Raw genomic sequence first — 13,611 nt, 5'->3', positions numbered from 1 at the left:
GCGCCGAACTTTGTCGGTCCGCTGACGTTCGTCACACCGCGGGGTCGGGCTTTTGTCGGCTGTCATATCGGGCCGTAGGCTGATTTTCCCGACCCGGAGCGAACCGCGGAGGACGCATGGGCAACCGGACGGTGCTGGTCTCGGGCGCCGGCATCGCCGGGATGACGCTCGCGTACTGGTTGGCGTGGCACGGGTTCCGGCCGACCGTGGTCGAGCGTGGCCTGTGGCAACGAACCACCGGCAGTCCGGTGGACGTGCGGGGTCAGGCTCTTCAGGTGGCCGAGCGGATGGGAGTGCTGGCGCGGCTGCGGGCCGCCGGCACGAACGTCGCCGAGATGCGGTTCGTCGACGGCGGTGGCCGCAGCGTCGCCCGGATCAACCTGCGGGCGCTGGCCCGGTCGACCGGCGGTCGCGATGTGGAGCTGTCCCGCGCCGCGCTCGCCTCGATTCTGCAGGCGGCGAGCGCGGACCACGCCGAGTTCGTCTTCGGCGACTCGATCTCCGCACTCGCCCAGGACGAGCACGGCGTCGACGTGACCTTCGAGCACGGCCGGCCCCGCCGGTTCAACCTGGTCGTCGGCGCCGACGGCCTGCACTCGGCGGTTCGCCGCATCGCCTTCGGACCGGAACAGACCTACCTGCGTCACCTCGGCCTCTACGCCGCGACGGTGCCGTTCGACGGGCCGACCAACCGCCCCGGCGAGGTGGTCATGCACAACACGCCGGGGCGGGCGGTCGCGCTGCAGCCGTCGGCCGACGGGCCGAGCGCGTTCTTCGCCTTCCGCCGCCCACGGCTCGCGGACTTCGACCACCGCGACATCGAGCAGCACCGGCTGCTGCTCGCCGCCGCGTTCGGCCGGGGTTCATGGCGGACGCCGGAGCTGCTCGCGCGGGCGTACGCCGCCGAGGACCTCTACTTCGACGCGGTCAGCCGGGTCAGCATGCCGACCTGGTCGACGGGCCGGATCACCCTGCTCGGCGACGCCGCGTCCTGCGTGTCCCTGTTCGGCGACGGCTCGTCGCTGGCGATGGCGGGCGCGTTCGCCCTGGCCGAGGAACTGGCCGCGACGCCGACGGACCACCGCGCGGCGCTGCGCCGCTACGAGGCCCGCCACCGCCGGCTCGCCGAACCCCGCCAGCGCGGCGCCGAACAGGCCTCCCACCTGCTCATCCCGGCGACCTGGGCGGGGATCCGGGCCCGCAACGCCGCCAGCCGGCTGTGGCCGGCGGCGGTGGCCGCCGGCTGGCTCGGCAGCCGGCTCACCGCCGGCAACCTCCCGATCCCCGTGCCCCTGCCGCCCCGCGCGACCCGGTCCGCCGGGGCGACCACCCCGGGCTGACCCTGCTCGGCACCGCCGCCCCAGCTCGAGTCAGCCCGGGTCAGCCCGGGTCACGCCGGCTCGCGTCGGCCACCGCGGTCGCTGGGCGCCGCAGCGACGAGCACGCTGGCATCCAGCTCGTCGGAAGCGGTGAGCCGGCCGGTGAGGCCGGCCCGGGCGAGCGCGTCGAGCAGGAGCGCGGCCTGCCGCCGGCTGGTCTCCAGCAGGAGGCAGCCGCCCGGCGCGAGCCAGTCGGGCGCCCCGGCCACCACCCGGCGAAGCACCGCCAGCCCGTCCGGGCCGCCGTCGAGGGCCAGCCTGGGCTCGTGGTCGCGGGCCTCCGGCGGCATGAGGTCGATCGCGCCGGTCGGCACGTACGGGGCGTTCGCGATCAGGACGTCGACCCGTCCGCGCAGCCGCGCCGGGAGTGCCGCGTACAGGTCGCCCTCGTACACCTGCCCGCCGACCCCGCCGACCCCGGCGAGGTTGCGCCGGGCGCAGCGCACCGCTCGCGGTTCGACGTCGGCAGCATGCACCTCGGCGGCCGGCGCGCCGGCCGCCGGCCCGGCGGCGAGCACCGCGGCCGCCACCGCCCCCGAGCCGCAGCACAGGTCGACCACCACCGCCCCGGCGCCGACCCGAAGATGGTCCAGCGCCAGCCGGACCAGGAGCTCGGTGCGTCGCCGGGGCACGAACACCCCGACGTCGACCGCGATCCGCAGCCCGTGGAACTCGGCCCAGCCGAGGATGTGTTCAAGAGGCTGCCCGGCCGCCCGCTGTTCGACCATCGCGGCGAGCTCGGCGGGAGTGTGCGCGGCGTCGAGCAGCAGCCGGGCCTCGTCCTCCGCGAAGACGCAGCCCGCCGAGCGCAGCCGGCCCACGACGCGGGCGAACGGGGACTCGGCCGAACCGGCCGGCGGCACGGAGATGATGGGGGGCACCGAGGCAGATGACGGGGAGACGACGGATGTTGGCACGGCGCCGGTAGGCGGCACGGCGCCTGAGGACGGCACGAAGCCTGATGACGACACGGAGGGTTGCCTTTCGGGACACCGAAGGGCGCCTTCCCGCTCACCAGGCCGAGGCAGACCCCAGCCGGCTGCGGGTGGGCGACGCCCACTCTGATACCGCGGAAATCGGTCCCACCTCCTCGGTTCGGATCGTGTCCGGTCGCGCACACCGTACCAGCGGCCGTCCTCCCTTACCCGGTCAGCCCTTACCCGGTCAGCCCTTACCCGGTCAGCGCAGTGGATGTCCCGTCGTGACATCCACATGATCGGGTACCGCATCGTGCCGGTCGCCGACGGTCAGCGTCCCGCTCGGCTCGAACAGCAGGATCGACGCGCCCGCGGGCGACGCGGGACGGTGCTCGACGCCGCGCGGCACGACGAAGATCTGCCCCTGGTCGAGCACGACGACCCGTTCCCGGCCGGCGGGGCCGTCGCGCAGCGCGATGTGCAGCGCGCCGGCGAGGACCAGGAAGAACTCGTCGGTGTCGGCGTGGCTGTGCCAGACGTGCTCGCCGCGGACCTTCGCCAGGCGGACGTCGTAGTCGTTCACCCGGGCGGCTATCCGGGGGCTCCACAGCTCCTCGAACCGGTTGAGCGCGGCGGCCAGATCGATCGGTGCGGGCGACGCCGGCCAGGTGGCGAAGTCCTGCTCCCCGTCGACAGGGAGCTGCGGGTCGGGAACACGGGTCTCGGTGACCTGGACGGTGGCCACGTGGTCGGACGGGTTCTCGTCCGGCCGAAAGCGCGCTGTCATCCGCCCAGGATCAGCCACCGCCGGCACCGGAAACAAGTACCGGCCGAAACGCCTCGCCGAAGCGGCCAGGGCGTACGGCGGTCCGAAATCGGACAGCTCCGACCCGCTGTTCCAGATACACGCCGACTTGTACCCTCATCTCGCCTGACGGAAAACGCTCCGCCCCGGCCCGCCACGCCCGCGCCACGGGACAGGAGGTGCTCATGGTGGGCGATCCATCCGTCGTCGGCCTGGTCGGAAACCTCGTGGTCGCCACCCGGGGCGAATGCGGGCCGGGCGAGGTGGCCGTGCGGATCCGCGGCGGGATCGAGACGTTCCTGGCCCGGTCCGACACGCCACTGCCGCGGGGCACGTCCGTCCTGGTCATCGGCTCACGTGAACCTCGGACGGTCGAGGTCGTGCCGTGGCTGGACCCGGCCGCCATCTTCGGCGGCGATTTCTGACGAAAGGTATGCGGCGTGTTTGGTTACCGAGTTCCCGCTCCCGACGAGGCCATGCTGATCTCGGGCAGCAAGAGCCGCAGCGGGCAGCCCTTCCGGGTCGTCACCGGTCATGGCGCCTTCATCCTGCCGTTCTTCCGCCGGGCCCGGTTCCTGACCCTGGCGATGCGGGAGGCCGAGGTCGAGGAGACCTGCGTGACCTACCAGGGCATCGCTCTGCACGTGCGGGCCGTCATCGCGTTCAAGGTCGGTAACGACCCTGCGAGCATCGTCAACGCGGGCCAGCGCTTCCTGTCGGACCAGGGTCAGATGGCGGTGCTCACCGGGCGCATCTTCTCCGGCCACCTGCGCTCGATCATCGGGTCGATGACCGTCGAACAAATCATCCGGGATCGGCAGAAGCTGGCGACCGAGGTGCTCGACGGGTCGAAGGAGGAGATGGCCCGGATCGGGCTGACCATCGACGCGCTGCAGATCCAGTCGATCGACGACGGCAAGCTCGGCTACATCGCGGCGATCGCCGCGCCCCACAACGCGGCGATCCAGCAGCAGGCGCAGATCGCCCAGGCCGCGGCGAACCAGGCCGCTGCCGAGGCCGAGCAGAGCTCGCAGCGGGCCCAGGCCGAGTACGCCCGCGAGACCGCCGTCGTGCGGGCGCAGTACCGGGCCGAGATCGAACGCGCACAGGCGGAGGCCGGACAGGCCGGACCGCTGGCGGAGGCGCAGGCGCAGCACGCGGTGATCACCGCCCGCACGGAACTGGCCGAGCGGGAAGCCGAGCTGCGTCAGCAGCAACTGATCACCGAGGTGGTCAGGCCGGCGGAGGCCGAGGCGGAGCAGATCCGCATTCTGGCGCTGGCCGAGGCGGAGAAGATGCGCATCCAGGCGGAGGCGGCCGCGTCCCACAACCGGGTCGCGCTCGACCGGCTGCTCATCGACCAGCTGCCGGAGATCGTCCGGCAGGCGGCGTCCGGGCTGGCCGGCGCGAACGTCACGGTACTCAACGGCGCGGACGGTATCGGGGAGATCGCCACCGGCCTCGTCGGCCAGGGCGTCGCCATCTTCGAGGCGCTGCGCGCCGGGGTGCACCAGCCGCCGACGCCGATTCAGGACGGCCGGGGCGACGACCGGGCGCCGGTGAGGATTCCGGAGTCCGGCCGGGAGCTGTGAGCCGGCCGGCGGGCAGCGGCGACCGGTTGGGCCTCCACGCGGCCGCAGTATCCGTATTCGACCCGACGACGCCACACCGTCAGACGGCAGCGGACCCCTTCTATCGTCCAGGTTCTCCGATCGGCGCGGTCCTCGATCTGCACGGGTGGGCGGGTCGCTGGTTCCAGGGCGCGAAGATGCGCCCAGGAGTGCGCGTCCTCCCATTCCAGGAAAGTGCCGACCAGTTCGCCGTCGCCGTCATAGACCTGATATCGGCGAGTCGTCATTGTCACGCCTTTCAGTCATTGTTGTCATGCCTTTCGGCAGTTTCGGGATCAGCCGGTCCGGCGACCGTGCCGCGCCGGGCCGGGCGGCCCCGCGCGGGTCTCGCCCCGGCGCGGGACGCCCAGGGAGGCGACTGTCGCGGGTCGCGTCGTCGCGGAGGCCGGCCCCGGGCGGGGATCAGAATCCGGCCGCCCGAGGCCGGCGGACCGGTGTCCGCGTCGCCCGCCGGTTGAGAGGGAGGCGCCGGCTGGACGACTGCCGGTGGTTGCTCGTCCGGGCACGCGGGACGGGGGGCCGGGGCGAGTGGTAGGCGCCGGTACATGCCGGATGTCCGACCTTCGCCGGAGACTCCGCATCTTCGCCATCGGCTACTCCTCGTAGACAGCCCGCACCCCAAACTCTCACTCATAGACATCGGTTCGCCACTCAAGGTAGACCTTGACGCGCTCCATTGCCCCCGACCACCTCGCCTGCAACAGCTTCTGTAAGAGTCTCGCTACCCAGAGCGTCGCAGTGTGGATAAGGAGTGGCGATCCAGTGGCAGGATGCATCCATCACTCCGAACCAACCGAAGGACGAACGATGGCGACGAGCGGCGGTCCGACTGTGCGGCGGCGGCGGTTGGGCGCCGAACTCCGGCGACTGCGCGAGACCGCCGGGGTCTCGGTGGAGAACGTCTGCCAGCTGCTGCGATGCTCGGTCTCCAAGGTCAGCCGGATGGAGAACGGCCGGGTGCCGGTGCGTACCCGCGACGTGTCCGACCTGCTCGATCTCTACGGAGTCACCGAAGGTGAGCAACGTGACGCGCTGATGGCCCTCGCCCGCGAGTCGCGCCGGCACGGCTGGTGGCACTCGTACCACGACGTCGTCCCGACCTGGTTCGAGATCTACATCGGCCTGGAGGGCGACGCCGCGTCGATCCAGGTCTACGAGTCGCAGCTCGTCCACGGGCTGCTGCAGACCAGCGACTACGCGCGCCACGTCATCCGCGCCGACGACCCGGAGGTCAGCGAGGACGAGGTGGAGCGCAAGATCGCCCTGCGCATGGATCGCCAACGGCGCCTCACCGCGCCCGATCATCCCCGGTTGTGGGCGATCCTCGACGAGGCCGTGCTGCGCCGTGAGATCGGTGGCCGGGCGGTCATGCGCGACCAGCTCGAACTCATCGCCAAGCGGTCCGAACTCCCGAACGTGACCATTCAGGTGATTCCGTTCAGCGTGGGCGCTCATGCCGGACTCGGCAGCGCCTTCTCGATACTCGGCTTCCCGGACTCCGAAGACCACGAAGTGGTCTATATAGAAGAAGCAGCCGGCAGCCTCTATATAGAGCGTGTCGCAGAAGTCCGCCGCTATAAGTTGAAGATGGACCATCTTCTGGCCGCCGCACTGCGACCAGAAGAGTCCGTTCAGATGATACTTTCAGTGGCGAAGGAATTAAAATGACCAGATTTGCGAAGCCCGATCCGCGCGATCCCGCCGAGCTGGCCTGGCGTCGGAGCAGCTACAGCAACGGGGCCGGCGGCATGTGCGTGGAGGTCGCCCCGCTGGGCGCTGGCATCGCGGTACGTGACTCGAAGAACCCGACCGGACCCGTCCTCGCCTTCACCGCGGACGAGTGGGACGCCTTCCTGGCCGGGGCGCGGGACGGCGAGTTCGACCGGGAGCGGGTCCGCGTGCACTGACCGACGGCGGCGCTCGTCCTGCCGGCCCGGCCGCGTCCCCGCGCCGCGGCCGGTCGCCGAGGGGACGATCCGATCATGGCAGCAGTTCCGCTGGCGACCGGGCCAACGGTCCCGGAACCGCGCGGCCAAGGCCAGCCGGTCCCCTGCCGATTGGCTCTTGCGCAACGCCTTCCGGTCACGCACTCTTGTAGATGTTCAGTCGGTCCTCGTTGTTCCGGCGTTAGTGCCGTTGTGGTCGCGGCTTCCTCGGGATACGACGTTCGTGCCGGCTCGCCGTCTCGGTGGGCTGGCGCTCCGGTCATCCCGGGTTCCGCCCGGCCGCGCGAGCGCGCGCAGGCCACCTTCACCTACTGGACGGGCTTCACGCACTGTTTGGGCTTCACGCACTGGACAGGCTTCACCCACTGGACGGATCAGCGCGGGCAGTGACTGCCCGCGCCACCGCGGAGGAGGGCAGTCGTTGTGATCGCTTCTGACGGTGCGACTACCCGTGCACGGCGCCGCCAGGTCCCGGCCCGCTCGGCCCCGCCGGGACGGGTGTCCGGTCGTGGCCACCCGCTCGGGTGCACCTCCCGCGCCCACGTCCCGGCCTGGCGCCGGGTGCCGGCAGGCGAGCACCGGGCCGGCCGCATCGCGGCCGCCCGGGTCGACTGTCCCTAGCCGCCCTCGCCGCCCGCGCCGGATGACGGTGTGCCGGGCCCCCGCCGCGGATCTCCCGCAGCCGGGCCCCGCCGCTCGATCCGCTGGGTCTGGCGACGACGGCGGCCTGCGGCGTCCCGGGTATCGGTCCACCCGTAACGGTCATCCGCGCTGTACCCGTCCTGTTCTCCTGCTACCGGGAGGTGAGAGCCGTGGCCATCACCACGACCAACCTGCTCAACACCCCGAACGAAGATCAGCGTGTGGAGCGCGTCCGGCGCGCCGCGCTGTCGGCGTACGTGGACGGGAAGATCAGTTTTGCCCAGGCGAATCTACGGATCCGCAAGGCCATCGAGCGCTTCGTCGCATGATCAACCGCCCACGGCCCGGGGGGCGGCGCCGCCCTCCAGCCGGGCCGTCCGCCGGTGGCGCCGTGCGCCGCCCGGGACGTCAGGCCGGCGGTCGCCCCCTGCGCCGGGCTCGCCGCCGCAGCTGACTGCAGCCGACCACGGCCGCGACAGCCGGTCCGGCGTCGCGGCCAGCGGCCTCACACCAGGTGCAGGCGCCGGTCGGCCACGCCGACGGTGAGCCGCTGCCCCCAGGAGAGCTCGATCGCGTCCGTCTCGATGCCATCGCCGAAGACGACCATGCGGTCCGCTTCGATCGCGATCTCGATCCGCTGCTCTCCGGCCAGCAGGCCCTCCGTGCACAGAGTGCCCGTGGCGGGCGAGGGCCATGCCTCGCGGACGAACCAGGCCAGCGCGCCGGCGGTCGGCGCGGGCAGCGCGACTTCGCTGCGCCGCTGCGCCCAGACCGACCGGCACCAGCCCGTCGCGCCGGTACCGGTGCCCACCAGCAGGCCGGACGACGCCTGCCGCTCGACCGCGGGCCCGGCGCCGCCGGCGGCGGCCGACGGGACGCGCAGGACGTAGCGGGCGGTCTGGTGCCCGGCGTCGCCGATGAAAACCTCGTTGAGGGCCACCAGCCGCTGCCCGTCGTCGGACGCCGCCTCGACCATCGTGAGCTCCCGGGCTCCTGCCAGTTCCCGAGCCGCCGGCGGCTCGGGAACCCTCCCGGCGGCGCCCCTGCCGGCCGTGACCGACGCCGTCACCTCGGTGGACGTCTCCAGCGCGCGCAGCAGCACCCCCGTCTCGCCGGGCTGATGCCGGACGAGCACGCCGGGATTGCGGGCCTGATCGGCGTTGATCCCGAGAACGGGCTGCCCGTCGAGGTACTTCGCCACGTTCGCCACGAGGCCGTCCTGCCCGACGCAGAGCACCACGTCATCCGGCGCGAACAGGAACCGGTCCAGGTCCGACCGCTCCACCTCGCCGCGCCGCCAGTGCGGCGGGATCGCCGCGGCGACCGCGAGCCGGGCCGCCTCGGCGCCGTCGTGGGCGGCCTGCACCTGGGCCAGCTCCCGCCCGCGGGTACGCAGGAAGAACTCGGCCTGGCCGCGGGTGCCGTGCCGGGCGAGGAGCTCGGCGTACTCGGTGCGCCGGTGCACGAGCACCGCACGCGGAGCGAGGCTCACCGCGGGCCGTCCGCGGCGCCGTGGACGAGCCGGGCGAGCGTCTCGGTGATCATGTCCGGGGTGATGGTGAGGGCACCGATCGCCGGCAGGTGGCCGGCGAGGTCCCGCACGGCGAGGGCGACCATCGCCGAGGTGTCCAGGCCGGTGACGGCGGCGACCCGGGCGGCCTCCGCGTCGGCCTCGGCCTGGCCGACGAGCCGGACGGCCTCGGCCCGCGCCGCCGCCTCCACCCGGACCCGCTCGGCCTGCGCCCGGGCGGCCGTCTGCGCCCGCTGTGCCTCGGCCTCGGCAGTGATGCGCGCGGCGGCGGCCTGCTCGGTCATCCGGCGCTGCTCGTTGGCGCCTTCCTGGGTGACCAGGCGCTCCGCGCGGGCAGCAAGTTCGATCTTGCTTTGCAGCTCGTTCTCGGCGATGCGCCGCTCCTGCTCGACAGCGAGCGCGCGCCGGCCGTAGGTCGCCCGGTCGGCCTCGGTCTGGATCTGCTCACGGGTCGGCGTGCACAACGCCTTCTCCACGTCGGGCGCCGGACGCACGCCGGCGACCCGCACCCCGACCACGGCGATGCCCGTCTGGCCGAGGCGCGCGTCCGAGCGCAGGCCGTCGGTCACCCGCTGCCGGATGACCGGCACGCCCTCGGCGAGCGCGGTGGTCAGCGGGGTACGGGCGAGCAGGTCCGACGCGTACTGCTGAGCCGTCTCGGTGATCATGCCGGCGAGCTGGTCGAGCGGCTTCTCCCGCCAGGTGCCGAGCTCCGGGTCGATACCGAAGTCGAGCCGCGCCGCCGCCAGCGGTGGGTCCGCGATCCGGTAGGTGACGGTGGCCTGGACGACGACGTCCTGGAAGTCCGACGTCCGGGCGTGGAAGAGCACCGCGAGCTCGCGGTCGTCGACGGGCACCTCGCTGATGACCGCGGTCCGCGGCCGGTACCAGAAGACCAGGCCGACGCCCTCGTGAGCGACCTCGGTGCCCCGCTGGTGCCGGATGTAGGCCGTGGGCCGGCCCCGCAGGTGGCACAGGAACGGCTTGCGGCTGATGTCCGCCATGACTTCCTCCCATTATCGTCGAGATGACGATAACTCGGCCTCCCACTTCTCGTCAAGGTGACGAGATACGGTGCGACGCATGCCATCGCCGCACTCGACCGACTGCCGGGATCCCGCCGAACCACCGGGCGAGGACACTCCCGACGCACTGCCGACCGATGTCGTCCGGGTCGCGGTCAGCGTCGACCTCGTGCTGCTGACGGTCCGCCACGACGATCTGCACGTGCTGCTCGTGCGCCGCGGGATCGCGCCGTACCGCAACCGCTGGGCGCTGCCAGGCGGATTCGTCCGCCCCGGCGAGGACCTCGCCGACGCGGCCGTGCGGGAACTCGCCGAGGAGACCGGCGTGCGCCAGCCCCCGACGCATCTCGAACAGCTCGCGACCTACGGCACCCCCGGCCGCGACCCCCGCGGACGCGTCGTCACGGTGGCCTTCCTGGCTCTGGTTCCCCAGTCGCACTCGCCGGTCGCCGGGACGGACGCGGCGGCCAGCCGCTGGGCGCCGGTGGCCGCCGCCGGCGACCCGCCGGGCCTCGCCTTCGACCACGCGGCGATCCTCGCGGACGGCCTGGAACGGGCCCGCTCGAAGATCGAGTACAGCGCGGTCGCGACCGCGTTCTGCGAACCCGAGTTCACCGTCGCCGAGCTACGGCGGATCTACGAACTGGTCTGGGGCGGCGGGCTCGACCCGCGCAACTTCCACCGCAAGGTCACCAGGACGGCGGGCTTCCTCGTTCCGACCGGACGCTTCACGACCCGGGACGGGGGGCGCCCCGCCGAGCTCTACCGTCGGGGCGACGCCGGGGTCCTGCATCCGGCGATGCTGCGGCCGGGTCGGCCGCCGACGGGCGAGGGGAGAGGTTAGGCGGCCGGGCGCCCGGGCGATCGGGGGGTGAACCCGGGCGGCCGGCCTCGTCAACTATCTCACCTAAAGCACACGGCACATCACTATCAGTTTGGGATCCGCCGTCTCCGTAATCGGAAGTAGCCGCTCGCACCGGATCGTCCGAGTTGAGACCGACCTTCGCTTCCCTGCCGGCCTTCATGTCTGTCCTGTTGGGCCGTGCTCCCGATGTGCCCCTACAAAGGAGACACAGATCGTGTCCCACCCGGCGCGGCGCGCTCCGGCCCGCAGGGCTCGGCTCTCAGCGCTTGCGGTCCAAGGTGTGCGTGGCCCACTGCGACGCGTCCACCCGAGCCACGACATCCCCGACGCTGTCAGTCCCGGTCGGCTCCCCCGCCGCCTGCGGCCTTCCCGCCGAATCCAACCCCGGCTGGGAATCGGTGGCTGGCTGGGACTCCGTGCCCGACTGGGAGCGATGCTGCGCGGTGGCGCCCTCGAGTTCGTCGACGGAGCGGTTGGCGGCCCCCCGGTCCCGGCCTAGGGCAGCGATGCCCGCGGCGACCATCACCATCGCGACGATGAACGCCACCCGCTGGGGACCGTCCGGCGCCGGCTCGTCGAACAGCGTCAGGCCCAGCGTCACCGGCAGGAACGCGGACACCCCGCTGGTCACCGGAAAGGCGATCACCGCCGCCCGGCCCTGCAGGCCCCGCTGCTGCAGGCCGAGGGCCAGCACCGAAAAAAGCACCAGGACGTAGGGTGTCGGTGTCGTCAGCAGGTCCAGGAGGGTGGAGTGGCCGTTGCGCCGCTCGTCGACCGCCAGACCGATCTGCCGGGTCGCAAGCGTCGCGATCGCGTAGCAGACGCCGGCAGCCGCACCGAACCCGACCGCGGCCCCGAGGACCGTCCCCCGACTCGCGGCGAGGTTCGCCAGGAACGCGCAGAACAACGCGAACACCAGGCCGAGCACGAGGAACGCGAGCAGCACGTCGGTACTCGCCGACGTGCCGACCTTCGCACGGCGGGCGAAGGCGAGGGCGAGCAGTCCGACGCCGGTGACCATCGAGGCGACGCCCAGCCAGCCGGTCCGACTGATCCGCTCGCCGAGCACCCGCTGCGCCAGCAAGGTAAAGACGATCATGTCAAGCGCCATCACCGGGGCGACCAGCGCGACCGGGGCGACCGACAGCGCGTACACCTCCAGCAGGAACGACGCGGCCTCCACGCCGAGGCCGAGCAGCCAGAGCGGGCGCAGGACCAGATGCGCCAGCAGCCCGAGGCCGAGGCCCGAGCTCTGCTCCTCCTGGCGGGCCGCCCGCGCCTGCACCAGCGGTGCGATCCCGTACAGGCCTGCCGACACCACCGCGGTGGGCAGGCCGACCAGCAGCGCCTTGCTCATGCGCGCGCCGGCCCGCGCGGCCAGGTCGCCACGCGCGCCCCCGTCGTCTCGTTCATGCCAGCGTCGACCTGTCCCTGCGTTGTTCGGTTTCGGTGACGGATCGTCCCGGAGCGGTTCGTCCTCGCACGTCCGAGTCAACACCAGCATGGGCGGGAAGCATCCCGGACCGGGCGGATACCGGCCGGGTGAGGCAGTGGCTCACCAGTGGGCGCCGAACCCGATCTGCGCCAGCGCGGCACCGAAGGCCTGCTCCCAGGCCTGCGGGCCGACCGCCACCCGGCTCGACGGCGGCTTGACCCGGTCGAGGCAGGCCAGGGCGGAGCGGGTCAGCGACGCGGGGTCGGTGTTCGTGACCTCGGCGTGCCCGCGCTCGAGCTCCTTCTGCAGGTTGTCCCGGCCGTGTCCGGGCACCACGTCGAGGAGCAGCAGGTCCCGGCCGATCACCCGGGCCTCGCTGCAGGTGTCACCGGAGGAGGTGACGACCAGGTCGCTGGCGGCCATCAACGCCGGGATGCGGTCGGTGAAGCCGAACGGGACGACCTTGTGCTGCCGCTCGGACAGGGCGGTCAGCTTCGCCGCGAGCTGCTCGTTGCGGCCGGCGACGGCGAGTACGTAGATGCCGGCGCCCGCCAGCGTCGCCGCGCTCTCGACCAGTGGCCCGAGCCCCCAGGAGCCGGACATCAGCAGGACACACGGAGCGTCGGCGGGGATGCCCAGCGACGCGCGCGCCTCCTCCTGCGTCGGCGGGTCGTAGAACGGCTCGCGCACCGGCGTGGGCACCACGGACACCAGCGCGTTCGGCGCGAACCGCCGCACGTAGCGGGCGGCGGTCTGGGAGGTGACCAGGTACAGGTCGGTGTTGTCGTGCACCCACAGCCGGTGCACGCAGCAGTCGGTGGAGAAGACCGCGGTGACCAGGCCGGGGAACTCGGGCTTGACCCGGCTGGTCGCCGCCGCCCCGGTCGCGAAGATCGAGATGACCAGGTCGGTCGGCTGGGTGGCGAGTTCCTCGCGCAGCGCCGGGACGACGTAGCGGCTCGACGTCCGCTCGATCAGCCGGGCCAGCGGACCGCCGGTGCGCATCTGGGAGAAGTGCACCGCGTCGTAGAGGCCAGGCACCGCGAGCATGCCGCGGAAGACCTTCTCCCCGCGGGCGCCGTTGCGACCGCCGAGCATGCGCAGGCTGTCGCCGGTGCGGGCGGCGAAACCGCGCTGCGTGAGCGACGTGGCGCAGGCCTCGGCCATCACATCGTGGCCCATGCCGAGCGAGCCGGACAGCAGCAGCGCGGACCTGCGCCGGGCGGGCGTCCGCGCCGCCGGCCCCACGTCGGCGACGCCGCCGCCGATCTCCGCGCCGCCGGTGTTCCCGGTGCTGACGTTCCCGGTGCTGACGTTCCCGGTGCTGACGTTCCCGGTGCTGACGGCGCCCCCCCCCCCCGCGGGGGGGCCGGCCCAGGGGGGGCCCCCCCCCCGGGGGGGCTGGGCCCCCCCGGCCGGCCGCCCCCCCCCGGGG

General features: G+C 72.8%; 13 protein-coding genes. 7 read left to right on the top strand and 6 right to left on the bottom strand.

Features of this window, described 5'->3' with window-relative positions:
• Positions 1–116: 116 nt before the first annotated feature.
• Complete coding sequence (locus tag MXD60_RS14435; protein WP_248819575.1) at positions 117–1,340, top strand: FAD-dependent monooxygenase; 1,224 nt, start codon at positions 117–119, stop codon at positions 1,338–1,340.
• Between the two features lie 50 nt (positions 1,341–1,390).
• On the opposite strand, the gene MXD60_RS14430 is transcribed toward MXD60_RS14435, so the two are convergent.
• Positions 1,391–2,260, bottom strand: coding sequence for a putative protein N(5)-glutamine methyltransferase (locus MXD60_RS14430; RefSeq protein ID WP_248819574.1), 870 nt, complete (start codon positions 2,258–2,260; stop codon positions 1,391–1,393).
• 298 nt (positions 2,261–2,558) lie between these two features.
• Positions 2,559–3,083: a cupin domain-containing protein gene (locus MXD60_RS14425; protein ID WP_248819573.1), complete on the bottom strand. Its 525-nt coding sequence runs from the start codon at positions 3,081–3,083 to the stop codon at positions 2,559–2,561.
• Between the two features lie 203 nt (positions 3,084–3,286).
• On the opposite strand from MXD60_RS14425, the gene MXD60_RS14420 reads away from it, so the two are divergent.
• From MXD60_RS14420 to MXD60_RS14400, 5 genes are all read left to right on the top strand, one after another.
• Positions 3,287–3,526 carry an NfeD C-terminal domain-containing protein gene (locus tag MXD60_RS14420; RefSeq protein WP_248819572.1) on the top strand — a complete coding sequence of 80 codons (240 nt, stop codon included), beginning with the start codon at positions 3,287–3,289 and terminating at the stop codon, positions 3,524–3,526.
• A gap of 15 nt (positions 3,527–3,541) precedes the next feature.
• Complete coding sequence (locus MXD60_RS14415; RefSeq protein WP_248819571.1) at positions 3,542–4,693, top strand: SPFH domain-containing protein; 1,152 nt, start codon at positions 3,542–3,544, stop codon at positions 4,691–4,693.
• An 846-nt stretch (positions 4,694–5,539) separates the two neighbouring features.
• Positions 5,540–6,400: a helix-turn-helix domain-containing protein gene (locus MXD60_RS14410; protein ID WP_248819570.1), complete on the top strand. Its 861-nt coding sequence runs from the start codon at positions 5,540–5,542 to the stop codon at positions 6,398–6,400.
• On the top strand, positions 6,397–6,639 hold the full coding sequence (locus MXD60_RS14405; RefSeq protein ID WP_248819569.1) for a DUF397 domain-containing protein: 243 nt from the start codon (positions 6,397–6,399) through the stop codon (positions 6,637–6,639). The genes MXD60_RS14410 and MXD60_RS14405 overlap by 4 nt, the downstream gene beginning before the upstream one ends.
• An 851-nt stretch (positions 6,640–7,490) precedes the next feature.
• Positions 7,491–7,649 (top strand): hypothetical protein, encoded by a 159-nt coding sequence (locus tag MXD60_RS14400; protein WP_248819568.1) that lies wholly within the window; start codon positions 7,491–7,493, stop codon positions 7,647–7,649.
• A gap of 176 nt (positions 7,650–7,825) precedes the next feature.
• On the opposite strand, the gene MXD60_RS14395 is transcribed toward MXD60_RS14400, so the two are convergent.
• Together MXD60_RS14395 and MXD60_RS14390 are read right to left on the bottom strand one after the other, a co-directional pair.
• Positions 7,826–8,812 (bottom strand): hypothetical protein, encoded by a 987-nt coding sequence (locus MXD60_RS14395; protein WP_248819567.1) that lies wholly within the window; start codon positions 8,810–8,812, stop codon positions 7,826–7,828.
• Entirely contained in the window at positions 8,809–9,855 is a 1,047-nt protein-coding gene (locus MXD60_RS14390) for an SPFH domain-containing protein (protein WP_248819566.1), read from the bottom strand. Before MXD60_RS14390 ends, MXD60_RS14395 begins: the two co-directional genes overlap by 4 nt.
• A gap of 79 nt (positions 9,856–9,934) precedes the next feature.
• On the opposite strand from MXD60_RS14390, the gene MXD60_RS14385 reads away from it, so the two are divergent.
• Positions 9,935–10,720 carry an NUDIX hydrolase gene (locus MXD60_RS14385; protein WP_248819565.1) on the top strand — a complete coding sequence of 262 codons (786 nt, stop codon included), beginning with the start codon at positions 9,935–9,937 and terminating at the stop codon, positions 10,718–10,720.
• A gap of 280 nt (positions 10,721–11,000) precedes the next feature.
• Here MXD60_RS14385 and MXD60_RS14380 read toward each other — a convergent pair whose 3' ends face one another.
• Together MXD60_RS14380 and MXD60_RS14375 are read right to left on the bottom strand one after the other, a co-directional pair.
• The gene (locus MXD60_RS14380; RefSeq protein WP_248819564.1) at positions 11,001–12,098 is read right to left on the bottom strand and encodes a DMT family transporter; all 1,098 of its coding nucleotides are present in this window, start codon (positions 12,096–12,098) and stop codon (positions 11,001–11,003) included.
• A 198-nt stretch (positions 12,099–12,296) separates the two neighbouring features.
• On the bottom strand, positions 12,297–13,445 hold the full coding sequence (locus tag MXD60_RS14375; protein ID WP_248819622.1) for an MGDG synthase family glycosyltransferase: 1,149 nt from the start codon (positions 13,443–13,445) through the stop codon (positions 12,297–12,299).
• Positions 13,446–13,611 lie beyond the last annotated feature (166 nt).

It is taken from the genome of Frankia sp. AgB32, from assembly GCF_023243045.1.
Taxonomy (GTDB): domain Bacteria; phylum Actinomycetota; class Actinomycetes; order Frankiales; family Frankiaceae; genus Frankia.
The sequence above is the reverse complement of the archived record's forward strand: the minus strand, read 5'-3'. Positions and strand labels throughout refer to the sequence as shown.